The sequence below is a fragment of the Mesorhizobium sp. 1M-11 genome, from assembly GCF_001303895.1.
Taxonomy (GTDB): Bacteria; Pseudomonadota; Alphaproteobacteria; order Rhizobiales; family Rhizobiaceae; genus Mesorhizobium.
The window spans coordinates 79,004-102,599 of sequence record NZ_LJSD01000016.1 but is presented as its reverse complement, the minus strand read 5'-3'; the positions used below and the strand labels follow the sequence as shown (position 1 = coordinate 102,599).

General features: G+C 61.4%; 22 protein-coding genes. 9 read left to right on the top strand and 13 right to left on the bottom strand.

Annotation, left to right across the window (positions count from 1 at the left end):
* On the top strand, window positions 1-660 hold a 660-nt coding region (locus AO692_RS09625), incomplete at its 5' end, for a fumarylacetoacetate hydrolase family protein (protein WP_054309853.1).
* A 51-nt stretch (window positions 661-711) separates the two neighbouring features.
* Here the strand turns inward: AO692_RS09625 and AO692_RS09620 are convergent.
* Window positions 712-1,662: a LysR substrate-binding domain-containing protein gene (locus AO692_RS09620; RefSeq protein ID WP_082407282.1), complete on the bottom strand. Its 951-nt coding sequence runs from the start codon at window positions 1,660-1,662 to the stop codon at window positions 712-714.
* 154 nt (window positions 1,663-1,816) lie between these two features.
* Here AO692_RS09620 and AO692_RS09615 point away from each other — a divergent pair, with 154 nt between their 5' ends.
* The 4 genes from AO692_RS09615 (at window position 1,817) to AO692_RS09600 (ending at window position 6,165) form a co-directional block, all read left to right on the top strand.
* Window positions 1,817-3,424 carry an ABC transporter substrate-binding protein gene (locus AO692_RS09615; RefSeq protein WP_054309837.1) on the top strand — a complete coding sequence of 536 codons (1,608 nt, stop codon included), beginning with the start codon at window positions 1,817-1,819 and terminating at the stop codon, window positions 3,422-3,424.
* A gap of 45 nt (window positions 3,425-3,469) precedes the next feature.
* A complete protein-coding gene (locus tag AO692_RS09610) occupies window positions 3,470-4,579 on the top strand; it encodes an FAD-dependent oxidoreductase (protein ID WP_054309836.1) in 1,110 nt (369 codons plus the stop codon).
* 102 nt (window positions 4,580-4,681) lie between these two features.
* Entirely contained in the window at window positions 4,682-5,032 is a 351-nt protein-coding gene (locus AO692_RS09605; protein ID WP_054309835.1) for a RidA family protein, read from the top strand.
* A 32-nt stretch (window positions 5,033-5,064) separates the two neighbouring features.
* Window positions 5,065-6,165 (top strand): alpha-hydroxy acid oxidase, encoded by a 1,101-nt coding sequence (locus AO692_RS09600; RefSeq protein WP_054309834.1) that lies wholly within the window; start codon window positions 5,065-5,067, stop codon window positions 6,163-6,165.
* A gap of 24 nt (window positions 6,166-6,189) precedes the next feature.
* Here AO692_RS09600 and AO692_RS09595 read toward each other — a convergent pair whose 3' ends face one another.
* Window positions 6,190-7,302: an acyltransferase gene (locus AO692_RS09595; RefSeq protein ID WP_280138585.1), complete on the bottom strand. Its 1,113-nt coding sequence runs from the start codon at window positions 7,300-7,302 to the stop codon at window positions 6,190-6,192.
* A gap of 284 nt (window positions 7,303-7,586) precedes the next feature.
* On the opposite strand from AO692_RS09595, the gene AO692_RS09590 reads away from it, so the two are divergent.
* The gene (locus AO692_RS09590) at window positions 7,587-8,375 is read left to right on the top strand and encodes a metallophosphoesterase family protein (protein ID WP_054309833.1); all 789 of its coding nucleotides are present in this window, start codon (window positions 7,587-7,589) and stop codon (window positions 8,373-8,375) included.
* 43 nt (window positions 8,376-8,418) lie between these two features.
* Here the strand turns inward: AO692_RS09590 and AO692_RS09585 are convergent, their stop codons facing one another.
* The 9 genes from AO692_RS09585 to galE all read right to left on the bottom strand — a co-directional run bounded on the left by AO692_RS09585 (window position 8,419) and on the right by galE (window position 18,427).
* Window positions 8,419-10,773 carry a polysaccharide biosynthesis tyrosine autokinase gene (locus tag AO692_RS09585; RefSeq protein WP_054309832.1) on the bottom strand — a complete coding sequence of 785 codons (2,355 nt, stop codon included), beginning with the start codon at window positions 10,771-10,773 and terminating at the stop codon, window positions 8,419-8,421.
* A gap of 88 nt (window positions 10,774-10,861) precedes the next feature.
* Window positions 10,862-11,758: a UTP--glucose-1-phosphate uridylyltransferase gene (locus AO692_RS09580; protein ID WP_054309831.1), complete on the bottom strand. Its 897-nt coding sequence runs from the start codon at window positions 11,756-11,758 to the stop codon at window positions 10,862-10,864.
* A 54-nt stretch (window positions 11,759-11,812) separates the two neighbouring features.
* Window positions 11,813-12,775, bottom strand: coding sequence for a glycosyltransferase family 2 protein (locus AO692_RS09575; RefSeq protein WP_054309830.1), 963 nt, complete (start codon window positions 12,773-12,775; stop codon window positions 11,813-11,815).
* On the bottom strand, window positions 12,765-13,721 hold the full coding sequence (locus AO692_RS09570) for a glycosyltransferase family 2 protein (protein WP_054309829.1): 957 nt from the start codon (window positions 13,719-13,721) through the stop codon (window positions 12,765-12,767). The genes AO692_RS09575 and AO692_RS09570 overlap by 11 nt, the downstream gene beginning before the upstream one ends.
* Window positions 13,718-14,746: a glycosyltransferase family 2 protein gene (locus tag AO692_RS09565; RefSeq protein WP_054309851.1), complete on the bottom strand. Its 1,029-nt coding sequence runs from the start codon at window positions 14,744-14,746 to the stop codon at window positions 13,718-13,720. The genes AO692_RS09570 and AO692_RS09565 overlap by 4 nt, the downstream gene beginning before the upstream one ends.
* 17 nt (window positions 14,747-14,763) lie before the next feature.
* Entirely contained in the window at window positions 14,764-15,939 is a 1,176-nt protein-coding gene (locus AO692_RS09560; protein ID WP_054309828.1) for a hypothetical protein, read from the bottom strand.
* A gap of 57 nt (window positions 15,940-15,996) precedes the next feature.
* Window positions 15,997-16,776 (bottom strand): glycoside hydrolase family 16 protein, encoded by a 780-nt coding sequence (locus tag AO692_RS09555; RefSeq protein WP_280138582.1) that lies wholly within the window; start codon window positions 16,774-16,776, stop codon window positions 15,997-15,999.
* Between the two features lie 208 nt (window positions 16,777-16,984).
* Window positions 16,985-17,383 (bottom strand): hypothetical protein, encoded by a 399-nt coding sequence (locus AO692_RS09550; RefSeq protein ID WP_054309826.1) that lies wholly within the window; start codon window positions 17,381-17,383, stop codon window positions 16,985-16,987.
* Window positions 17,384-17,434: 51 nt separating this feature from the next.
* Window positions 17,435-18,427: a UDP-glucose 4-epimerase GalE gene (gene galE, locus AO692_RS09545; protein WP_054309850.1), complete on the bottom strand. Its 993-nt coding sequence runs from the start codon at window positions 18,425-18,427 to the stop codon at window positions 17,435-17,437.
* Between the two features lie 260 nt (window positions 18,428-18,687).
* Here galE and AO692_RS09540 point away from each other — a divergent pair, with 260 nt between their 5' ends.
* Together AO692_RS09540 and AO692_RS09535 are read left to right on the top strand one after the other, a co-directional pair.
* Window positions 18,688-19,647, top strand: coding sequence for a glycosyltransferase family 2 protein (locus AO692_RS09540; RefSeq protein ID WP_054309825.1), 960 nt, complete (start codon window positions 18,688-18,690; stop codon window positions 19,645-19,647).
* 10 nt (window positions 19,648-19,657) lie between these two features.
* A complete protein-coding gene (locus tag AO692_RS09535; RefSeq protein WP_054309824.1) occupies window positions 19,658-20,608 on the top strand; it encodes a polysaccharide pyruvyl transferase family protein in 951 nt (316 codons plus the stop codon).
* On the opposite strand, the gene AO692_RS09530 is transcribed toward AO692_RS09535, so the two are convergent.
* Complete coding sequence (locus AO692_RS09530) at window positions 20,599-21,603, bottom strand: glycosyltransferase family 2 protein (RefSeq protein WP_054309823.1); 1,005 nt, start codon at window positions 21,601-21,603, stop codon at window positions 20,599-20,601. The genes AO692_RS09535 and AO692_RS09530 overlap by 10 nt on opposite strands.
* A 252-nt stretch (window positions 21,604-21,855) precedes the next feature.
* Complete coding sequence (locus tag AO692_RS09525; RefSeq protein ID WP_054309822.1) at window positions 21,856-22,152, bottom strand: exopolysaccharide production repressor protein; 297 nt, start codon at window positions 22,150-22,152, stop codon at window positions 21,856-21,858.
* A gap of 618 nt (window positions 22,153-22,770) precedes the next feature.
* Here AO692_RS09525 and AO692_RS09520 point away from each other — a divergent pair.
* Window positions 22,771-23,448, top strand: coding sequence for a sugar transferase (locus tag AO692_RS09520; RefSeq protein ID WP_054309821.1), 678 nt, complete (start codon window positions 22,771-22,773; stop codon window positions 23,446-23,448).
* Window positions 23,449-23,596 lie beyond the last annotated feature (148 nt).

Genomic DNA, 23,596 nt, shown 5'->3' with positions numbered 1-23,596 from the left:
TTCGGTGCCTGCGTGGCCGGTACCGGCAAATTCATCTGCATCGGCCTCAACTATGCCGATCACGCCGCCGAATCCGGCCTGCAGGTGCCGCCGGAACCGGTGGTCTTCATGAAGGCGACATCCGCCATCGTCGGCCCGGATGACGATGTCCTGATCCCGCGCGGCTCGCAGAAGACCGACTGGGAGGTCGAACTCGGCGTCGTCATCGGCAAGACCGCGAAATATGTCTCGGAAGCCGAAGCGCTGGATTATGTGGCCGGCTACTGCGTCGCCCACGATGTCTCGGAGCGTGCGTTCCAGACCGAGCGCTCCGGCCAATGGACCAAGGGCAAGAGCTGCGACACCTTCGGGCCCATCGGCCCGTGGCTGGTGACCAAGGACGAGGTCAAGGATCCGCAGGATCTCAAGATGTGGCTTACCGTGAACGGCGAGACGATGCAGAACGGTTCGACCAGGACGATGGTCTACGGCGTCGCCTTCCTGGTTTCGTATCTGTCGCAGTTCATGAGCCTGCAGCCGGGCGACATCATCTCCACCGGCACGCCGCCCGGCGTCGGCATGGGCATGAAGCCGCCGCGCTATCTCAAATCAGGCGATGTCGTCGAACTCGGCATCGAAGGGCTCGGCAGTCAGCGCCAGACGTTCAAGGCGGACGTCTGAAGACAGTATGCCGATAGCCGACACTCCGTCCCTTTAGGGCGGAGTGTCGGATTAAGGTTTGAGATTACCGATTTTGGCATCAGCTCGATACGACGGCGGCTGATGTCCGGCTTTCCGCTGATCGAAGGGCGCAACCGCGGCGCGCACGAAATCGACCAGCCTCTCCGCGGCAAGCGAGGGCGGCCGCGTATTCGGCGTCAGCAGCCAGACATCCATGGTGATCTCGGGCAACAGTTTCCTGCGGACGATCTGGTCCGAATAATCGAGGCCCACGAAGGGCGGTGCGATTGAAACGCCGGCACCGTTCGCGACGAAACCACACGCCGTCTCCGAAAGCGGCACCTCGATGCGGTTGCGTTTCTGAACACCCCTCATCTGGAAGGCCCGGTCGATGCTCATCAGCGAACAGTCGTCCCGCGCCAGCGAGATGAAGGGTTCGTTGCGCAGGTCCTCGATCTCGATGACCTGCTTCCCAGCCAGAGGATGCTGGACGGGAAGAATGCATACCATGGCGAAGCGCATGATGATCTCGGCGTCGACATGCGGGTGGTCGAACGGCAGCACGCTGAGCCCTATGTCGATTTGTTGGGCGGCGACCAGTTCGGTGACGCGTGGCGAGGAGCGGCTTTGCAGGGTGAAGTGAAGGTCCGGCTGGCCGGCCAAGAAGGGAGCCAGCGCGTGGGCCAGGTAGCGCGTTGCAAGCGCGGCTGGCGCTGCTACGCTCACCTCACCCCATTCGCGTTTCCGCACCGCGTCGGCCAGTCGGGCGATGCGCTGGGTGCCGGAAAACATGCGCTCGACCTCGCCGGCGAGCAGTCGTGCTTCAAGCGTCGGCGTCAGTCCCGCACCACTGCGTACGAACAGCTGGAAGCCGCAGGTATCGGCAAAGGCGCGCAGAAGCTTGCTGACTGCCGGTTGCGATATCCCCAGTTTCTCGCCCGCACGCGTGACCGAGCCGGTTTCCATCGTGGCGTGGAAGGCTTCGAGCTGACGAATGTTCATCGTGGCTGCCTCGCCTATCATGAGATTCAGTTATAACGTGGAGAGAACAAGTAATTTGACTTTCATGTTGTCAAGCCTTTCCCTGAGATAAATTTCGTTGGCGTCCGCCCGACCTGAAGCGGAGGGACGGCATGGAGCAGTGAGGGGTGTCCACATGAAATCAATCGCCAGCCTCGGAATTGTGACGCTTTTGGCGACGGCTCCGGTCCACGCGGCCGACCTTTCGGTCTGCATCGAGGGGTCGCCCGAGACCTTCAATCCCGAACTTTCCAGCAACGGCACCACTCTGTTCGTCCTCGGCCAGATCTACGACAATCTGATATCGGTGAAGGCGGGCTCCTCGGAGATCGTGCCGGCGTTGGCGGAGAGCTGGGCGATATCGGAAGACGGCAAGACCTATACGTTCAAGCTGCGGCAGGGCGTGAAGTGGCAGTCCAATGACAGTTTCAAGCCGACGCGCGACTTCAACGCAGATGATGTTGTGTTCACCTTCGAGCGCATGCTCGATCCGAAGCATCCCTATGCCGAAGTCAATGGTGGCAACTACATCACCTTCACCACCAAGCTGGCGGACGTGTTGGAGAGTGTAAAGAAGGTCGACGATCACACAGTGGCCTTCAAGTTGAAGACACCACTGGCGCCGTTCCTCGGCATCATGGCGCACCAGTCGCTCGCCATAACCTCGGCCGAATATGCCGACGTTCTTCAAAAGGCCGGTACGCCCGAGCTTCTCGACCGCCAGCCAATCGGCACCGGGCCATTCGCACTGCAGGATTATCAACCCGATTCCGCTGTGCGTCTCGTCCCCTTTGCCGAAACCTGGGGCGCGGCCATCGGCGATGAAGCCAGGACGCCGAAGGTGGATTCGGTTGTCATGGCAATCAGTCCCGATGCTTCAGTGCGCCTGCAGCGCGCCATGGCAGATGAGTGCCAGATCGCGCTCTATCCCAACCTCGCCGACCGGGACAGGATACAGAACAGCGGCAACCTTGAGTTGGTTCGCACGCCGGTGGCCTCGACCGGCTTCATCACTTTCAATTTCAAGGAAGAGATATTCCGCAACAAGAAGGTGCGCGAGGCGCTGGCCAGCGCCATCAACATCAGGCCATTGGTCGATGTCGTCTATGACGGCACAGGCAAGGCGACGGGTTCGCTTGTGCCGCCGGCGCTATGGGGGCACGACGAGCAGATCGGCCCCTACGACTACGACCCCCAGAAGGCCAAGGCCTTGCTGAAGGAAGCCGGCTATCCGGACGGCTTCTCCACCGAGCTTTGGGCCGTCCCCGTTTCGCGGCCTTACATGCCGCATGGCAACCGCGCGGCCGAGATGATCCAGGCTGATTGGGCGGCAATCGGCGTCAAGGCTGAGATCGTCACCTATGAATGGAGCGAATATATCGCCCGATCCCGCGCCGGAGAAGCGAAAGTCGGCATGTTCGGCGGCATCTACGATTTCCCCGATCCGAGCCAGATCCCCAACAATTATTTCAGTTGCGATTCCGCCGGCAAGCCAAGCCCGTCCAACATCGGGTCCTGGTGCAATGCCGAGTTTATCGACCTCATGAACAAGGCCGGCGCCATCACCGATCAGGCCGAACGCGAAAAACTCTACAAGCAAGCACAGCAGGTCTTCCATGAGGAGGTACCAGCCGTGATCCTCGGTGGCGCGGACACGATCACCGCGGTCAACAAGAAGGTGAAGGGCTATAGGGAAGCGATCTTCGGGACAAGCCGGCTTTCGGGTGTCACCATCGCGGAGTGATACTGGCCCGGGCGAAACTGAAATGATCGGAATGAAAGCAAACTCATGCGTGTCTTGATTATCGGGGCTGGCATCCTTGGAGCCAGTGCCGCCTACCACCTCGCCCGGAAAGGCGTCGACGTCCAGATTGTCGACGAAGAACACCAGGGCAAAGCCACCCTTGCCGGCGCCGGCATCGTCTCTCCTTGGGCGACCGCCGTCGAGCAGCCGGACTGGTACGGGCTCTATGCGGCTGGCGCGCGTTATTATGCCGAACTGATCTCGGGCCTGACAGCGCGCGGCGAAACAAGCCTAGGCTATGGCAAGGTCGGTGCGCTGGTGGTGGCTGAGGAAAAGAACACGCTCGACGAGGCTGAAGCGCGCATCCGTCGACGGATCAAGGACGCTCCGGAGGCCGGGGACGTGCGCCGAATCTCACCTTCCGAGGCGCGCGAACTGTTCCCACCGCTGCGCGAAGGCATGGAGGCCATCTATATTCCCGGCGGCGCGCGCGTCGATGCGCGCCTGCTTTCCGCGGCCATGGTTCGTGCCGCCGTCGCCAAGGGCGCGAAAACGCGCAACGATCACGTCACTTTACGGCTCGAAGACGGCCGAGCCATCTGCATGGACAGCAACGGCGAACGGATCGAGGCCGACGAGATCATCGTCACGGCTGGAGCCTGGGCGGCGCAGATACTGAACCCGTTGGGCCTTTCCCATCCGGTGTCGCCGCAGAAAGGTCAGATCATCCATCTGCGCCTGCCAGGCGTTGCTACCGGCAGATGGCCGTGTTTGCTGCCCATGAGCAGCCATTACATGCTGGCCTTCGACGACTCCCGGGTCGTTATCGGCGCGACGCGGGAGGACGGTGCGGGCTTTGACCATCGCGTTACGGCCGCAGGCGAGCTCGAGGTGCTGAGTGCCGGCCTTGCTCTGGCGCCAGGCCTAGCCAGCGCCACCCACATCGAGACGCGCATCGGTTTTCGGCCGGCAAGCCACGACATCAAGCCGATCCTCGGTCGCGTGCCGGGTATTGGAGGCCTCACCATCGGCAACGGTCTCGGCGCGTCCGGCCTCACCATCGGGCCATTCGCCGGCAGGTGCCTGGCCGAACTGGTGGCCGATGGCGTAGCGCCCATGGCGCTCGATGCCTTCTCGCCCGAAGGCCTGGTCTAGAACACGGCGCTTCAGAGCATAGATGCCGCGCATGGGCCGGATCGTTGATGCGATCCGGTATCAGGCCGGCTGTCGCACAATTCACAAGCAAGGGACTAAAAAATGATCAAACGTCACCGCAAGCACCGGATCATGCATGGCGCGGTCGAGCACAATGGTGTGCTCTATGTGGGCGGTCATGCCGCCGACGATATATCGCTTGGCATGAAGGAGCAGACCCGGCAGGTCTGCGCCAAACTCGACAAATTGCTGGCCGAACTCGGCTCCGACAAGACCCGCATCCTTTCGGCCCGCATCTATCTGAGCGACATGACGCGCAAGGAAGAAATGAACGAGGCATGGTTGGAATGGATCGAGGGCGACGACCTGCCTTCGCGCGCCACGATCGGCGGCGTCGATCTGGGCGACCCGAAGCGGCTGATCGAGGTGGTGATCATCGCTGCCAAGGCATGACCGAATTTCCATAAACCGCAGAAAGGCCAGTCATGGACAAGCAAGCTCGGCGCATCGACGATCGCTATGCGACCGACGAAAAATACACGACGTTGCGTGGCATCCACCGGGAAGCAGAGCGCCGGCTGTCGGAAGTCGACTGGAACTATCTGTGGTGCGGGACCGGCGACGAGGTCACGCTGCGCGACAACACTGCCGCGTTCGATCGCCACCGTTTCGTGGCCCCGCTGTTCGCCGGGATCAGCAACCCGGACACGGCGACCCGCGTGCTGGGCTTCGACCTCAGCTTTCCCGCGTTCATTGCACCTTTCGGTGGTGGCGAGGCGGTATTCCATCCACAGGGGCATCTGGCTATCGGCCGGGCCGCCGAAGCAGCAGGTATCCAGCAGATGGTGCCGGTGGCGGCGGCCCATTCCCTGGAGGAGGTCGCCGCGGCATCGTCAGTGGCCTCCGTCTTTCAGATGACCTTTGTCGGTGACGAAGGCTTGGTGATGGCCATGATGGAACGCGCCAAGGAGGCTGGTTACAGATACATCTGCGTCACCTATTCGCCGATCCGGCAATGGCGCGAACGCATGATGGAGGACCGCTTCGCCATTCGTGACGATAACGGACCGTCGAATTTCGGGCCAGGCAAGTCTGACCCGGCAGCGCTTGCCGAACAGCTGGACTTCACCCAAGCACGCTGGAACTGGCAGCAAGCCGCCCGCGTCATCTCCCGCGCGCCGTTGCCCTGCATCATCAAGGGCGTAAACAGTGCGCGTGACGCCAAGGCCGCGCTTGATGCCGGTGCGGCTGGCCTCTACGTGTCCAACTACGGGGGCCGCACTATCGATCGCGAACCTGCTGCTCTCGACATGCTGCCCGAGGTGCGCGAAGCCGTAGGATCGGACATGCCGATCATCTTCGATTCCGGCATTCGCCGGGGCAGCGACATCGCGACCGCTATCGCTCTCGGAGCAGATGCGGTAGCGCTTGGCAGGTTGATCGCGCTCGGCCTGGCGGCCGATGGTGAATATGGTGTGCGCCGCACGCTCGAGTTGCTCAAGCGCGAGTTCTGGACCACCCTCGGCCATCTCGGCTGCTCTTCGGTCGACGAGCTGAACAGCGACGTTTTATGGCACAGCAAATAGCTGCAGCCTCGTCTCCTTCCTAGATCAGGCGCGAGCGCGTCGGCGCTCGCTCGCCTTTTCATCTTCTTCTGTAGGCTCGGCCCTTCGCCATGGCGGTACGCTGTGGCCTGCGTTGAGCAGGAAAAGCAGCGGCGGCGAGCGACGTATCGTCTGAAGGCCGACAACTGCGCAAAGTACTGCCAGGAGCGGTAGCGTGAAGAAGGTGATCGGGAAGAGGTCCGATCCATAGTTGCCGAAAAACCGCCGGAAGACGATGCCGGCGAAGTTGAACAGGATGGCGTGGCTGCAGAACAGGACGAAAGCATACGGTTCCAGCCGTATGAAGATCCCTGCAAATCCCGAATGCCGGATCAACCCGGTCAGCACCCAGAAACCACCGGCCATGGTGACGCGCAGCAACGTGTCGAGCGTCACCCGCAATTGATCGTCCATCTCGCCAAGCAGGACACGCTGGAAACGGATGGTGATGAAAATGGCCACCATCGCGACGAGGCCAGCGGTCAATGCCAGCGACAAGCGGTCAATCGTGATCGTGCTGGTTCCTGCAATGCGCAACCACATGCCGAGAGCGAAAAACAAAAGAAGCTGCGGTCGCTGAAGCAGATAGAGGTCGTCGCCGAAGAGCGTGTAGACGGCCAGCAATACGATGGTGGGCAGCGCGAAACGCTTCAGCGCGTGGTAGAGTAGCGGGGACAGCAGACAGCAGACGAAAAGGTCGCGCAAAAACCACAAGGGTACGTCGAGCGGCCAATCGGTGACGGCAAACAGCGCGTTCGCCCAACCGAGCAACGTCGGATCCGGCATGTCTCGCCACTTGTCCGTCATCAGCCCGTACGCAACAAGCAGCACCAGCATGACCAGATTCCAGGCCACGAGTGGTACGATCAGCGTCTTGAACTTGGATCGCGCCAGCGATAGCGGATCGGCCTTGAGCAGGCTGGCGACGATGAAATAGCCTGAAACCACGCTGAGCAGAGAAACTGAGCTCAAACCCAGAATCCGCGTGAAAAGGAAATAGATGAAATCGAAGACCGCGGTGTCCCGGTCGTAGACATTTTCGGCGATGCCGGGCTGCACGTGAACGAACATCATGAGAAAGATGCACAGGACGCGCGCAATTCTGACACGGTCGGACACTAACGGCGAAACGGGAGGGATGGGCGAGGGCCGGGACGCAGTATTTTTCAAAATTCGTCTCCTCGACGTGATCGGCTCCGATTGACGGAGCGGCGAGCGGTGCGGTCTCTCAGGAGGCGAAGCACAGAGACGCATCGATGTGCGGGCGTTGTATAAGGCCCGGGCGTAGGAATAAGGGATTCGGACCGTTTGACGGCTTCACAAAGTACAACCCCGGGTAACAAGATGATCCGGCGGCCACACCGGGCCATTGCCAACACCCGGGCGATCATGAAAAACGCCAGATGATCAAGCGCGTCGGACGCATTCTTGGCCTGAGAACGGGTGGCGCCCGGGCGAGGTTGCCGCGCCTGCGTCTCGATATGGCCGGCACAGTTGTCTATGCGATCGGCGACGTCCATGGTTGTCTGGATGAGCTTCTGGCACTGGAAGACGCGATCGTTCGAGACGCGGCGGCGTTGCCGGGTCGTAAGCTCATCATCATGCTGGGTGATTATGTTGACCGTGGTCCCGCGTCGGCGCAGGTGCTCGACCATCTTGCGGCGCATCCGCCGACGGGCGTGGAGCGCATCTGCCTGGCCGGCAATCATGAGCTTGCCATGCTCGACTATCTGGAGGGGCGGTCCAGTCTTACCGCCTGGCTGCGCATGGGGGCGGAAAGCACGCTGCAATCGTATGGCATCGATCATCGACGACTGATTGAAATCTTTCGCGATGGGGCACAGGTCGACGATGCCATTCGCAGATCGATACCGCCGGCTCACTTTGCCTTGCTGCGCTCGATGCCGGTGCTGGTCGAAACGTCCCGGTATATTTTTGTCCATGCCGGTGTGCGGCCAGACGTTCCGTTGGACAAGCAGACGGACGAGGATCTCGTCTTCATCCGTTCGGCCTTCTTCGAGCGCGCGCACCTGCTGTCGCGTTACGTGGTCCACGGCCATACGCCGGTCGAAGAAGCCGGCCGCGAGGGCATGCGCGTCAATCTCGACACCGGCGCCTTCTTCAGCGGCAGGCTGACGGCGCTGCGCATCTGGCAGGACAAGGGTCGCTACCTCAGCAACTTGTCCCAGTGAACGCGACCGGCTGGCCGGATATGCCGTGCCTCCCGTCACTGGATCAAGCCGGCTCCGTGCGGTTCGGCTCCTGCTCGGTCACCGTCTGCTCGACATAGTAAGACGCGTAGCGGTCGAGATACTGCTCGGCGGCACCGAACATGCCGTAGCTCGCTAGCTTCTTCATGTCGGTGCGGTTCAGCACCACACCAAGCGTCTTTGCCGCGATCTGGCGGTCGGCCTGCAGAGCAGAGCGCACGAGAAGGCGTGGCGTGGCGCCCCATTCGGCCACCAGTACGAAGCCGTCGGCCAGCGGAGCGAAGGCCTTGGCATCGACCACCGGCCCGAGCGGCGGCAGATCGACCACGACATAATCGAAGGCCTTGCGGGCCTCCTCCAGCAGCGCTGCCATGGCCGGACCCGAGATGAGCTCGCTGGTGTGCGACAGGCGCCGGCGCACCACCGCGGGAAGAATGACGAGCTTGGTCTTGCGGTCGACAAGGCAGGCGCTTTGCCAGCGCTGTTCGCCGACCAACGCTTCGACCAGGCCCTTGTCGGGTGTCAGCGACAGGCCGCGGCTGAGTCCCGGGTTGCGCAAGTCGGCATCGATCAGCAGGGTGCGCGCGCCATTGGCGGCGAGCAGCCCGGCGAAATTGGCGGCGGTGGTCGTCTTGCCCTCGCGTGGCAGTACCGAGACGAAGCCGATCACCTTGCCGCTGGTACGGTGCAGGACGACGTCGCTGGCCAGTTTGACGTTGCGCAGTGTCTCCGCGAAAGACGAGGCAGGCTGGTTGATCGCCACCCTGAGAATCCGCGGTGTGACGGTTTCCGGGCCAGGCGGGTTCGAGGCGGGCGCATCGGCGGCCGGCTGCGTCCGCGGCCGTGCGTCGGCGAAGCGTCCGCCGATCAACGGCAGGTAGCCGAGGAAATTCAGGTCGAGGGCGTCGCGCACGTCGTCGCCGGTGCGGAAGAAGCGCTCACGGAACTCCTGGACAGCACCCGCTGCCGCGCCGGCGAACAGGCCGAGCACCAGTGAAAGGCCGAGCACCATGGTCTTGCGGGGGCTGGAAGCGGCGGTAGGATTGCCGGCAGTCGAGATGACACGGGCCTCGGCGATGGGGAAAGAGCGCTGCTGCGCGGCTTGCTCGTAGCGAGCAAGGAAGGCCTGATAGAGTGTGTTGAGTGCCTGCGATTTCTGCTCGAGATCGCGCAGTTTTACTTGTGCCTGGCCGGTCTGCGAATTCTGGCCGGCCAAGTCACCGACATTGCCACGCAGCGAATCCTCACGCGATTTCGCAACCTGGTATTCGTTGCGATAGCTTTCGGTGAGCCGCTGCAGCTCCGCATAGATCTGGTTGGTCAGGTTGACCTGCTCGGCGCGTAGCGCCACCGCTTGCGCATGGTCTTGGCCGAAACGGTTGGAGATATCCTGCTCCCGCTTGCTGACGCTGAGGTAGCGCGCCTTCATGTCGTTGATGGCGGCACTATTCGTGCCGCTGGCGCCCTTTTCCTGCGGGATAGTGGCGTTCTTGACGGCGTTCTCCGGTCCGCTATCCACGATCGCCTTGAACTGGTTGTAGCGGGCCAGGGCATTGGCGGTATCTGCCTGCGCCAGGATGACCTGCTTGTTGAGATCGGACAGCTGCTGTTCCGACATCAGTTCTCCGCGCGCGGCGGTTAGACCGTTGGCGGCGCGGAACTGCTCGACCTCGAGAGCCGCCTTCTGCGAATTCTCGCGCAGTTCGTCCAGGCGACCCTGCAGCCACACGGTGGCTCGCTGGGTGGCATCGAAGTTGGCATCGAGATGATCCGAAAGATAAGCATTGGCATAGGCGCGCGCGATCGCGCCGGCCAGCTTGGGATCCGGCGCGGTGAAGGACAGATCGATGACGAAGCTGCGGCCGACGCGTTCGGCGTGAACGCCATCCTGAAGAATGCTGATGGCGCGGCCAACCTTCGCGTCCTGTATCGAGCCGGGCTCGTCTTCGGACCGTGACGAGAAGAAGCCGGCCACGCTCTTGACCGTGGCTTTCAGCGCGCTGAGCGGTGAGCGCGGCGGGTTGAGGAAAGCTTCGTTGTCCTGCAGTTTTTCCGCCAGCACGACGGCACGGGCGAGGCGGCTGGATTTGAGGATCTCGACTTCTGACGACACCATGGCATCGGCCTGCGGGCCAGCCGGGGGTGTCGGCTTGTCCTCGGCGAAGCGGGTCAGGCTGTCGTCCAGGAGAATGCGCGTTCCCGACGTGTATTGCGGCGGCGTTGCCAGGATATAGACCACCCCCAATACCAGGCCCACCAATCCGAACAGGGCGACCAGCCGGGCCTGCCGGCGTGCCGCCGCCAGAAGGGCATCGAGGTCAATGAAGTCCGATGAATCTTCCGAAGACATGGGCTTCAACGGGTAACTTCCCTGGTTCATGGCTGCTCCGGCGCTCCGTCGCGAAATGAAAAAGCCGGCCACGGCCGGTGGCCGTGGCGCGTTGTCGTGGTCTGTTTCGATCTTTCGGTCAGGCAGCGCGGCTGCGGCGCGCCTGCGAAGCGATCATCTCCTCGATCGGTTCGAAGACCAGGTCGCAAATATCCTTGCGCGCGAGCGCGAAGGCGACGTTGGCCTGGATGAAACCGTCCTTCGAGCCGCAGTCGAACATGCGGCCCTCGAACGGGGAGGCGTAGAATTTCTGGCTCTCCGACAGGCGCACCATGGCATCCGTGAGCTGGATTTCGTTGCCGGCACCACGTTCCTGCGTGCTGAGGATGTCGAAGATCTCAGGCTGCAGCACATAGCGGCCATTGATGTAGTGGTTGGAAGGCGCTGCCTCCGGCGCCGGCTTTTCCACCATTTCGGTGATGGTGAAGCCTGTGCCGACGCTGGCGCCCTTGCCGACGATGCCGTAGCTGCCGGTCTCCAGCGGATCGCACTGCTCGACCGCGACGACGTTTCCGCCGGTTTCGCGATAGAGATCCATGGCGCCGGCCAGACAGCCGCGATCGCCGAAGGAGACCATGTCGGGCAACAGCAGCGCGAAGGGTTCGTCACCGACGATGTCCCGGGCGCACCACACAGCGTGGCCGAGACCATGCGGTGCCTGCTGGCGGGTGAACGAGATGGTGCCCGGCTGCGGTTGCAGGCGGCTGAGCGAGGCAAGCTGTTCGTTCTTGCCGGAGCGCGTCAGCGTCTCCACCAGCTCGGGCTGGATGTCGAAATAGTCCTCGATCACATGCTTGTTGCGGCCGGTGACGAAGACGATGTGTTCGATACCTGCTTCCAGGGCCTCGTCCACCGCATATTGCACGACGGGGCGGTCAACCACCGTCAGCATTTCCTTCGGCATCGCTTTCGTGGCCGGCAGGAACCGCGTGCCCAAACCGGCAACCGGTATCACCGCTTTTCTCACCTTTTTCATCACGTCATCCCTGTTTGCAATCGAGCCCCTCTGCCCAATTCAAAAGTCGTTTCTTCAGCCGGCTTCCGATGGTGTCCGGCCAGGTTGAAAGGTCGCTGTCAGCCGGCGCAGCCGGGCGGCGATCGGCATGCCCAGATGCCGAAGTGCCGCCGGATCACGCAGTGCCGTGACTGCGGCGTGGATAGGCGCGCGCGCCTTGAGATAGTGAACCAGCTTGAGGAAGGAAGCCGCCTGCCTCAGGCTGCGGGTGCGGCGCAACTGCGCAGCGGCGGAACGCGGATCCAGCACATGCTGTTCCAGGAAAGTTGTATCGGCCTTCAGCATCGCCTCGACATGGTGCAGTTCCAGCACACGCGAGATTGAGCCTTGGCGAATGTGGTAGGCGTAGCCGACGGTCGGCTCGACGACGCAACGGCCACCTTTGGCCATGGTGGAAGCCAGGAAGATGTAATCTTCGCCGATACGCAGCGTCTCGTCGTAGCGCAGCCGGTGCTGCTCCAGAAACCGTCGTTCGAAGATCGGCTTCATGTAGCCGAAGGAGAAGGTACCTTCGAACATGATGTTGGCTGCAATGAAATCGGCGAGCATGAGTTCCGGATGGGCTTCAAGCAGCTTCGCTTCGAACATCGTTTCGCGAGTGCCTGCGGCGTCGCGAACCACTTCGAGATTGTCGACAGCAATCTGCGCAGCTTGAGTTTCGGCTCTTGCGATCATGCATTTCAGGCGCTCGGGGTGAACGGTGTCGTCGGAATCGAGCACCGCGATCCAGCGGCCGCGCGCTGCTTCCAGACCGGCATTGCGGGCGCCTCCGGGACCACGGTTCCGGTCCAGCGCGATCACCTTGACCTGTTCCGGCGGGAAAGCGCCGGCAATCTCAACTGTGCGATCGCTGGAGCGATCGTCCACGACGATGATTTCGATCGAAACGTCGCGCTGCGCAAGCGCGCTCTCGATGGCGCGTGCGATCGAGGTCTCTGCGTTGTAGGCGGCGATGACGAAGGTGACGTCAGGCTGCATGGGCGCGCCCTCCGGCCGGTTCGTCGCCGTAGAGGCGGATTTCGCGGATACCGAGCAGGCCGCTGATGGCGCCGACATGCATGATGCCGCGAAGCGCCTGGCGATTGCGCTTGTGTGGGACCGCGACAAGTGCGGCCGCACCAGCAAAGCAATAGGCAGCCTTGGCCGCCGCCAGCCCGATCTGCACCGACCTTCGGCCAGCCTGCCGGTTGGTGAGCAGCCTGCCGTGGGTCTGGCCCGAGCGGAAGCGGCGCTTGGCCAGCCATTGAAGCCGGGCGCGGTTTTCGGTCACCGGCTCGAGCACGATGGCGTCCGGTGCGCAGGCGATCTGTCCGCCATCCGCGTGAAGCTGCGAGAAATATTCGGTGTCTTCGCCGCCGGTTTTGCCGAGTGCAAGGTTGAAGCGCCGGCCGTCCACATGCGGCGAGACCCGGCGCAAAAGAACATTGCCGCTGTAGCCGGTGCGGATTTGCCCGTCGACCCAGACCGGGCTGGTCGAATGGAAATCGCCGCGGCGCATCCAGTCGGGAGCGCTCGGGGCATAGAGGGACTGCACGGGGCCAAGCACGGCATCGGCACCGGTGGCCTCAGCCGTCTCGATCAGCGCTGCCAGCCATTTCGCCGTCACGGTGGAATCGTCATCGACGAAGGCAAGGAAATCGCCGCTGGCGGCATCCAGGCAAGCGTTGCGTGCCAGCGAGATGTTGGACGAGGGGCAATGAATGTAGATCAACTCGAAAGGCAGGGATGGTGCGAGTGACGCAACCAGCTCCCGTGCGCTGGGTGCGGCATCGTTGTCGGCGACCACGATGCGCGCCTTGATGCTGGCCGGCAGTTCGAGCGCAGCGAGTGAACGCAAGGTTTCCGCGAGATAGGGCCTGCGGTAGGTGCACACGCACACATCGATTTGGGTCATCGGTGAAGAGGACTGATTGCGCTGGGTCATGACGCAGGTGCTCCGCGTTTCCATGAACCGAGAACCTGCAGCCAGAAACCCATCGACCAGGCGAGATGCATGATCATGGCCGCGAGGCTGGCAAGCAGGCCATAGGGATTGCGCTGTCCGATCGCCATCCAGGCGCCGTAGCCAAGACAGGCAGCGATCCACAGGCCAGCGGGGACCAGGGCCGACAGGCTGAGGAATGCCAGCGAAGCGCCTGCGACAACGGGGAAGACCAGAAGCGGGATCGCCTGCCGCAGCTTCGGCCAGGTGCGGTGTTTCAGGATATTGCGCGCCCGGCCGCGGCCGTAGCCGAGATACTGGCGAAACAGCGCAGGTGCCGAGGTGCGCGGATAGTAGGTCATGAACGTCTTGTCGGTCATCCAGATGCGATAGCCGGCAGCACGAAGCCGGTAATCCAGTTCGGCATCCTCGTTGTGGCTGAAGCTTTCGTCATAGCCACCAACGGCACGGAAAGCCTCGACGCGCATGAGTGCGTGGTGGCCATGATCGGTCCAATGACCCGGCGCACCCTCGCGATGCGGCGAGCCGCCGTTGCCCAGTTTCGAATTCTGCGCGACCGCGGTCGCCTTCTGGAACAGGCCGAACCCCTGGGTCGCCATCGAGACAACGACCGAATCGGCACCTGTGGCCAAAGCCTCCTCGATCAGGCGGTCGCAATAATCTGCCGGGTAGCCGCCATGGGCGTCGATGCGGATGAGAAGGTCGACTTCGTCGCCATAGGCGGCGACTGCCTGATTGACAGCAGCGCTCTGCAGGCGTCGTGGATTGTCGAGCAGGATGACACGCGGATTCTGGTCCGCGATATCGCGAACGATGTCGCGTGTGCCATCAGTGCTGCCGCCATCGGCGACGACAATACGCAGATTATTCCGTTCAGCAGGTTCTGACAGTTCGGTCAGCAGGGCGCCGATATGCCTGGCTTCGTTCAGGCAGGGGATCACCACCATACAGCGACCGACTGTTCTGCCGGCGGCCCGTGTCTCTTCGCCTGCCGGGGTTGCAGGCATTTTGGTGTCGAGGACGTTCATGCCGCGACCTCCAGCAAGACGTCCTGCTGTTCCTTGCCGGCAAGGCGGCCCAATCGTGCGACCAGGGAGCGGCAGTCATCGGGCACGCAAATCCAGGTGCCGAGATCCTGAGCAGTGATCTTGCCGCGGCGCCCGAGATAGGTGTCGGTGTCGATGTCTCCCAGCAGCGAGGACAGGTTTTCGACCGACGGCTCGTCGAGCAGCAGGCCGATATGGCGATCAGCGAGGAAACGTGCAGTCTCCGTTCCCTTCATGGCAATCGGCACGGCGCCAAAGCGGCAGCCTTCATAGAGCCTGTTTGGCAGCAGCCAGCTCGAATTCAGGCCTTCTTCGAAGAAATCGATCGCCCAGCAGAAATGCACTTCACCATAGATGGCGGCGAGATCTTCCGGATTGCGATAGGCACCCTGGAACGAAAGATAGGGTTCAGTGCGCACGAAGCCGTCGAAATCCTTGAATTCGACGCGGGCTGGACGACCGCGCAGCACGACCTCGAAGCGCCCCTGCATCCGGCGCGTGAAGGCGGCCAGCAATTCGAGCGATTTGGCACAGCGCAGTGCGCCGAACCAGCCGATTTTCCAGGGTTCGCCCTTCGCCGGCGGAGCCGGTAGATTTGCCTGCTGAGCCGGCTTGCCGCTCAAGTCGAGGATCTTGTTCTGCAGCAGCACGGCCGGCACACGGGTCTGGCCGAACGCTTCGAAATAATCGCGGACGAAGGCCGGAGAACTGGTGAGCAGCAGCTGCGCGTCACGGCTGAAGAGCCGCTCGGCACCACGCAGCGTACGACCGATGGCGCCTGCGTCCAGGAGGAAACGATGGATGTCCAGGCATTCGTAGACGATCGGTGCGGAACCACCAAAAATGCTGCGCGCCCGGTTGGCCAGGGCCAGCATTTCGAGATTGCGACCGATGATGACATCCGGTTTCGGGATGCCGGCAAGCTTGGCACCAAGAGATAAGGCGGCTTTCGCGACAGCGGCGACACGCTGCGCGAAAGCGCGATCGGCGGTGATGCCAAGATCGATCGGCAACAGCTCATCGAAATCCGGCACTGTTTCGGCGCGCCGAAAACCCGCAAGCGTCACCGTGGCGCCGCCGGTCTGAAGCATCGTCACGCGCCGGCGTACCGCCGGGTCACAAAGATCATGGACCAGGTAGAGGACATTCAGCATGGCCGAACCGTCAGCTTTGTTGTCGCTGCGCCACGAGGCGCGGATGAAGGACCGCGCTCATTGCGTGCTCTTGTTCAACTTGCAAACGATCGATTCCGGAAACTGGCAGGCGTCGCCCGGCGCGGTATAGGCAACACGATCCACTTCGGCCGTGATCTGCTTCTCTGGGCTGGCGAAGGCGCCCATCCAGGATTTCAGCGTGTCGCTGCCCCAAAGGCTGAGGTAAATCTTGGACGGATGGCTGGGCAGCTTGGCGGGGTCGGTGGCTTCTTCCACCAATTTGCCGTCTACGTACCAGGCGATGCGATCCTTCTGCCACACGAAGGCGTAATCATGGAATTCCTTGTCCGCCCCGCCGGGCACGTCGACCAGCTTGGCCGAGCCGACGCTCTTGCCGTTGACATATTGGTTGACCTGGACCTTCGAAGGATCCTTGCCCAGCACTTCGAAATCGATCTCGTCATGCGGCTGCTTGTGAACCGGGCCGATGAAGGAGAAGAAGCCGGTGTTGAGGCCGGAGCCCGCTGCAGCCTTCATACGCACTTCGAAGGTGCCGTAGCCGAATCGCTTGAAGGTCTGCACTTCGCCGCAGACATTGTTGCGGCCCTTGCTGGGTTCGGCCTGGAAGCCGAGCTTCAAGGTGCCCTCCGAGACGTTGACCTGTTTGGCCGACCAGGTGCAATTCTGGTGATCGCCGTTCGACCAGCCATCGGAAATGTACCAGCGCTTCCTGTCGAGCTTGTCGAAGCTCTCGACGAAAGACTTGCCTGTCGCCTTTGGTTCTTTTTGCTCTTCGGCGTGCACCGCCACGGTACCCGCCATGGGCACGGACAGCATCACACAACACATCAGGGCGGCTCGCGCCGGTATTCTCAAACTTGCAGCCATACCGCTTGCTACTTTCGTTTTGGGCCGCCAGCCTGCGCTGCGGACCCGCGTCAATTTCGGGCGAATGTTGCAATGCACATAAGATGAATTAGCGGATCACAATGTGACGCGGGCGCATATTCGTGCCGGCGGTGCGGTAACTTTTTGTGATCGTCGGTTAAGCCAGGCGTCGTCCCTTATCTGCCGCGGAAGCTGCGACCTCTTCGTTTTCTAAGGGAAACAGCTCAGCCTGCGCGCGCAATCCGGTAACAAAATCGATCTGTTTCTCCAGCGCGGTGATGCGTTCCATGTAGCGGATCATCATCTCAGTGAGGTCATTGATCGCTGACGACGTGGAGGTGGCCTCGCCATCTTCGAGAGCTTGTTGCGAAAAGGCAGCTTGGAACGCGACGCTTTCGTGGCGATTCCGCAAGCCGTCCCTCTCGCGCTCGATTTCCTTGCGCAATCCATCGACGAGAGCGAGCAGACGAGCGGCACGTATCGTGTCGGTTTCGCGGTCCCGTCGAGGACTTCTGACGCGAAACTGTTTTTGCCCCTGGAATTTGAATAAGGCCATGGCCGGTCCTTCTCTTGCCGTTCGTAACCTTACCCACCCGTGATCATCATCCTACTCTGCTGCGGCCAGTCCCGTCGAGGCGTGCCATCGCCAGGCTGAACGCACGATCGATTCGAGATCGTGTTTCGGGCTCCAGCCCAGAACGGCTCTTGCCTTGGTGTTGTCGGCGACCAGAACCGGAGCATCGCCTTCGCGGCGTCCCTCCCGCTGAATCGGGAACGGCTTGCCGGATTCGCGCGAGATCGCCGACAGAAGCTCCTGCACCGTGGTTCCGGTGCCGGTGCCCAGATTAAGCGCAACGCTTTCCCCGCCGCCAAGCAGATACTGGACCGCGCGCCCATGTGCATCGGCGAGATCGGAGACATGGATGAAGTCGCGCACGCAGGTGCCGTCGCGCGTGTCATAGTCGGTGCCAAACACGTTGAAACCATCGCGGCGGCCGAGCGCCGCGTCGATGGCAAGTGGCACCGCGTGCGTTTCGGGGGAGTGCCGTTCACCGATTCGCCCTTCAGGGTCGGCTCCGGCGGCATTGAAGTAGCGCAGGACCACCGAGCGGAAGCCCTGGTGACGGTCGAGATCGGACAACATCTGCTCGACGATCAGCTTGGAGCGGCCATAAGGATTGATCGGGTTCTGCGGGTGCGTCTCTCGCATGGGCACGTCGACGGGCAGGCCGTAGGTGGCGCAGGTCGATGAAAAGACCAGCTTGTCTATGCCCGCCTGCTGGGCGGCAAGAAGCAGGGAAAGGGTACCGGCGACATTGTTGTCATAGAAGGCAGCTGGCGCCTTCACCGATTCGCCGACTTCGATAAGAGCCGCGAAATGCACGATCGCAGCCGGGCGATAGGCCTCGATTACCGCGGCGAGTTTCTCGCGGTCGCGGATATCGCCGCGTTCCAACGGTCCCCATTTCACGAATTCGGCATGGCCGTTGCTCAGATTGTCATAGACCACCGGCGTGAAGCCGCGTTCGGCCAGATCCAGGCAGGTGTGGGAGCCGATGTATCCAGCGCCGCCGACGACGAGAATATTGGTCACGGGAATCAATCCTTTTCGATTGGTGCGATCGGTTTGCGAGACGTCACTGCGGAGGCGACAAATTTCAGCCCGAATGTGCTGATCTTGGAAGACGCGCTCCGGCCGACATCTTTTGTCACGCTTTTCGGGTTAGAAGCAGCCGGCATGGACGAACACCGTTTGTTTTGAACGAGCGGGCCGTACGTCAGCGAGCTCTGGACGGGGGCACCGACCGGAATCATCGGAACCACTTGCGCGGGTTCCTAAACTCCCGAAGGCGCGAAAAAATGACGAAATGCACTGCCATCATTCCCTACTACCAGAGAGAGCCTGGAATCCTGGCCCGCGCGCTGAGATCCGTGTTCGCGCAAACGCACCCGGATTTCGATGTGATCGTTGTCGACGACGCCTCTCCGCTGCCGGCCGAAAACGATCTCGATGATTTTACGCCGGCGGAACGGGCACGAATAACCGTTGTAAAACAACCGAATGCAGGACCGGGCGGGGCACGCAACACGGGTCTGGACCACATCGGCGCCGACTGTACCTATGCCGCCTTCCTCGATTCCGATGATGAGTGGACTCCCGACCACCTTAAGGATGCCGTGGCTGGTCTGTCACTTTTTGATGCAGATTGTTACTGGGCTTCGATCAGGGGCGGCGATGCCTTCTATTATCATTTCGGTGTGGCCGACCTCGCCGGGGTGACGGAAGTGGTGCGTCTTTCCGACGAGCCACCGCTTGTCGAGGTTCCAGCGCTCGGCGCAACCATGCTGAAGAACTGGAGCTTCATGCACCTGTCATGCATGGTGATCGGGCAGCCTCTGTTCCGGAAGGTTCGTTTCGATGCGTCGTTGCGGCTGGCCGCCGAAGACGTGCTTTTCTTCTACGACTGTGTGAGGAGTGCCCGTCGCACGGTCCTTTCCGAAGGCTTCGGGGCAGTACGCGGCGAAGGCATCAACATCTTCCACGGCCTGGACAGCGATTCGCCGCAGTTCCTGAAGCAGCAATTCAACACCTGGGTGGCGCTCGACCAGTTGGAGAACCGCTTTCAGCATGTCGCCGAAGATCGTGCGTCCATCGAAAGCTACAAGCAGACGGCACGCAATCAGGCTCTCTGGGGGCAGGCGCGGCTGGTGAAGGCGCGCAAGACACCGCAATTCAAGCAGCTGGCTGCCTGGGCCTGGCGGGATCCGAAACTTCTGCGCAGCGCCGTCAATCTCGCCGTTTCCAAGATTGCGAAATAGGACCTTTGTGATGCAGCCTTTTTATTGGGAATCCGCGCACGGCAATTTTGGCGACGATCTCAACCTGTGGCTTTGGGACTTCCTTCTGCCGGGTTTCCGCGACGTGCACCCTGAGGTGCTACTTGTCGGCGTCGGCACCGTCCTCAACCAGGCATTGCTGCCGGCCGATGTGAAGAAACTCGTCATCGGCAGCGGTTTCGGCTACGGCTCGCTGCCGGATCTGTCCGACAGGCACGAATGGGATACCCGCGCGGTGCGCGGACCGCTGACGGCGCAAAAGCTTGGATTGGCGCCGGAACTGGGCATCATCGATCCTGCCGTCATGGTGGCCGAGATGCCGGAGTTCCGAAATTTGCCAAAGACCGGCGGCGCGATCTTCGTTCCCCATTGGGAATCGACGGTGGGTGGCATATGGCCGGTGGTCTGCCAGGCGGCCGGACTGGGCTATGTCGACCCTTGCGGGGAAGCCAGATCGGTGATCCGGGCGATCGCCCAGTCCGAACTGGTGGTCGCCGAATCGATGCATGCCGCGATCCTTGCCGACGCTTTCCGGGTGCCATGGGTCGCGGTGACGACCTCTCGCTCCATCAACTCCTTCAAGTGGCGCGATTGGGCCACCTCGCTCGGTGTCGAATACAAGCCGCGCCAGATCCCGATCTCGTCGCGCGCCGAAGCGGTCACCAAGGGCGCTCGGTTCTGGGGTTTCGATGTCAAGACGCCGGCACTAAGCGCAAGCGACACCGGCCGGCCTGACCATGGCGAGGCCATGGTGATGACGCGCAACGATCCGCCGCCATCGATGCTGCGATCCGTGGCCAAGCAGGTGCTGGCCGCGCCGTCGACGCTGGCATTGCGGCAGGCGCGCAAGGCACGGCCGCTACTCAGCAGCGATGCGGTGCTGTCGGAGAAGAAAGACCGATTCCGCGAAGTGCTTGCCGAGGTAAGGCGGGATTATCTCTGAACGCCGATGCGCGCCGGCAGCAGATAGCGCTGCGGTGCGGGCTCGTCGCTGGCGGGCTTCCGTCGCGCCCGCAGCGCTTCCAGCTTGTCGCCGAATATGCCGCCAACGATCGCCGGCAGCGCGGTTGGGCGCAGCAGCGCGTGGATGCCTGCCCGGACCAGGCCGCGGGAAGCCTTGATGTCGAGGAAATGGCGTAGCTCGTAGCGGCCACGGACATGATGTTCGTGGCGGCTCAGCACATTCCTTGCTGCCGCCGGCAGCGGATGGGACAGCATGGCCAAATCGGCCTCATAGAGCCGCTTCAGGTCTTCCGTCCTGTGTTTGCCGCTCAGCGAATCGGCGCGCACGACGGCGCCATAGCCGCAGCCGTGAACGATTTTGTAGCGGGCGCCCTTCAGCAACGCACGGGCATAAAGATCATAGTCTTCGCCCAGCCGCAGGCGCTCGTCGTAACGCAGACCATTCTCGTCCAGGAAGGCCCGGCGCATGATGGGTTTGAGAAATCCGATTTCGCCCCGCGAAGCACCGCGCTTCGAAATGTTGCCCTCGACAAACCCTTCCAGGTCGAGGAAGCGGGGGGCCGGCTCGAAATGCGGCACCTGTGGTTCGGTGCTGTGCGCGCCACGACTGTCGATAAAAACGATGTTGTCCGCGATGAAATCCCAGTCGTCGCCGTCGATCAGCGCGTCGAAACGCCCTTCCAGGAAAAAGTCGTCGGCATCCAATATGGCTATCAACGGCGCCTTGGAATGTTCGATGGCCCGGTTGCGGGCGTAAGCCGGTCCATGGTTGCTGTCGAGGCGAAGGATATGCAGGCGGCCAGTGGCATCGTCTGCCTCCAGACTTGCCTGGGCGGTTGCATCCTGCGAGCCATCGTCGACAACGACGACTTCACGAACCCGCTTCTCGCGCAGTGCTGAAGCGACGGCGCGTCCGATCGTCGCTTCGGCGTTCTTGGCTGCGATGATGACGCAGACCGTGGCGGATGAGGTCATCTCCACACTCCAGTTGGGGCCGCTTGCTTGCGGCTGGAGCGGTTCACCATTTCACGGAAACGGCAACTCGCCCTATCTCCTTGTTTTGACGCAATTCCGGCCGGAAAAACCGCTAACACCTTTCCTGGAATTGCTCCAATTTGCCCATGCCCGATTTGTGGCGCACAGCCACGACCTTGTCCCGTGGCCGCCTGTTGGCAGAAACGCAAGGCGATTTGATGACAGCTTGTGTCCGGGAGCTTTCCGGGAGGGTTAAGGCAGGGGCGAACGCCCTACGCCCGGTAGCTGGGCGGTTTCGCCTTTCGGCCGAATATCCGTGGCGGAAGCGGCAGTGTTCTCGCCGCGAGCAAGGATTTCACCACGTTTCTTCGTCTCGCCAGACCGCCAGACCATGAACAGAATGGCGATGAAATATCCGACCTGAATGACAACCGCGCAAATCAGCGTCTGGATGAAAGTTGTCCAAGCCGACTGTGTAATGGCATAGCTTGCCAAGGCGAATGCAACCAGCACACCAACAAAACCACGGAGGAATAACAGAAAGGACATCTTACCCTTTCCTGTCGCTCAGACCTGGTGTCGTATTGGAACGCTTGGGCAAAACCTCTCTCCCGCCATGACGGGCGCTGGTCTTACACCACAGCCAGTGAAATCAAGACTCGCTTTCTTCCAAGCTTGAAGCCCTGATTTCAAATTTGCCCGCACACCCACAAATATAGGAATTTCGGCAACACTAGGCAACACGCCACCGTATCACTTCCCTGCTGGGAATTTACCTTGTCCCGTCTGGAGATATTATTACAACACGTTCGCGCTTGCGGTTGTGCGTGCAAAGCTTGAAGTGATTCTGTCCTCATTATTTTGGCGCTATTGGTTATCTTTGCGACGTTTTCATAGAGAAATAAAATACAATTTGATAAATACCGGAATGTCCTGCGATTTTTATAGATTAATATTGAAAACACAAAGGAAATCAAACACAAGAACGAGACTTCATGCGGCGTTCGAGCAGAGCTGAACCCGCAATGTTTCGAATTGTTACAAAATATGACTGCCGTCTCGTTATTGCGACCGATTTTCATCATAGAGGTGACATATCCAGCCCTCTATTGTTCGCATGCTGCAATGCAGCATCGTTGACCTGACCATTTTTTGCGGAGCAACAAAATGAGAGACGCCGCCAGATTGGCCAACGGATTGTCATGCCAGCCGGACGAGGGGGCCCCCCCTGCGATCGGCGGTGCAATCAAGCGCGGGTTCGACATTTTAGGTGCATTGGCCGGCATTGCCCTGCTCAGCCCTCTGCTGCTGATGCTGGCGACCCTCGTCAAAACCACGGATGGCGGAAGCATCCTCTATGGCCACCGACGAATCGGTCGCAACGGGGCGGTGTTCCGATGCTGGAAGTTCCGGACAATGGTGGAAAATGGCGATGAGGTTCTGACCGAACATCTGGCCAGCAATCCACAGGACCGCGAGGAATGGAATGCAACCCGCAAGCTGCAGAACGATCCCCGCGTGACCCGCGTCGGTGCCGTACTGCGCAAGCTGTCGCTCGATGAGCTGCCGCAGATCATCAACATCCTGCGCGGTGAAATGAGCTTTGTCGGCCCGCGTCCCGTGGTGAAGGACGAGCTCGAGCTCTACGGCAACGCGGCGGAATACTATCTGCAGTCGCGTCCGGGCCTCACGGGCCTGTGGCAGGTCAGCGGCCGCAACGACGTTTCTTATGGCGCCCGCGTCGCCTTCGACCAGCATTACGTGGAGAACTGGTCGTTCGTCTTCGACCTGAAGATTCTCGTCCGGACGGTTCCGGCAGTGTTCTCGTCGCGCGGCAGTTATTAATATAGCGTTGCGACGGGTAGGGCTGAATTTGCCCGACGTTTCGATGAGGAACGTCTAATAAGAAAGGACAACCTTCTTTGAGATACATTCGAGCAGCTTTATCTATACGGCTGTTTGCGCGCGCTCTTGTCAGCATCAGCCTCGTGTT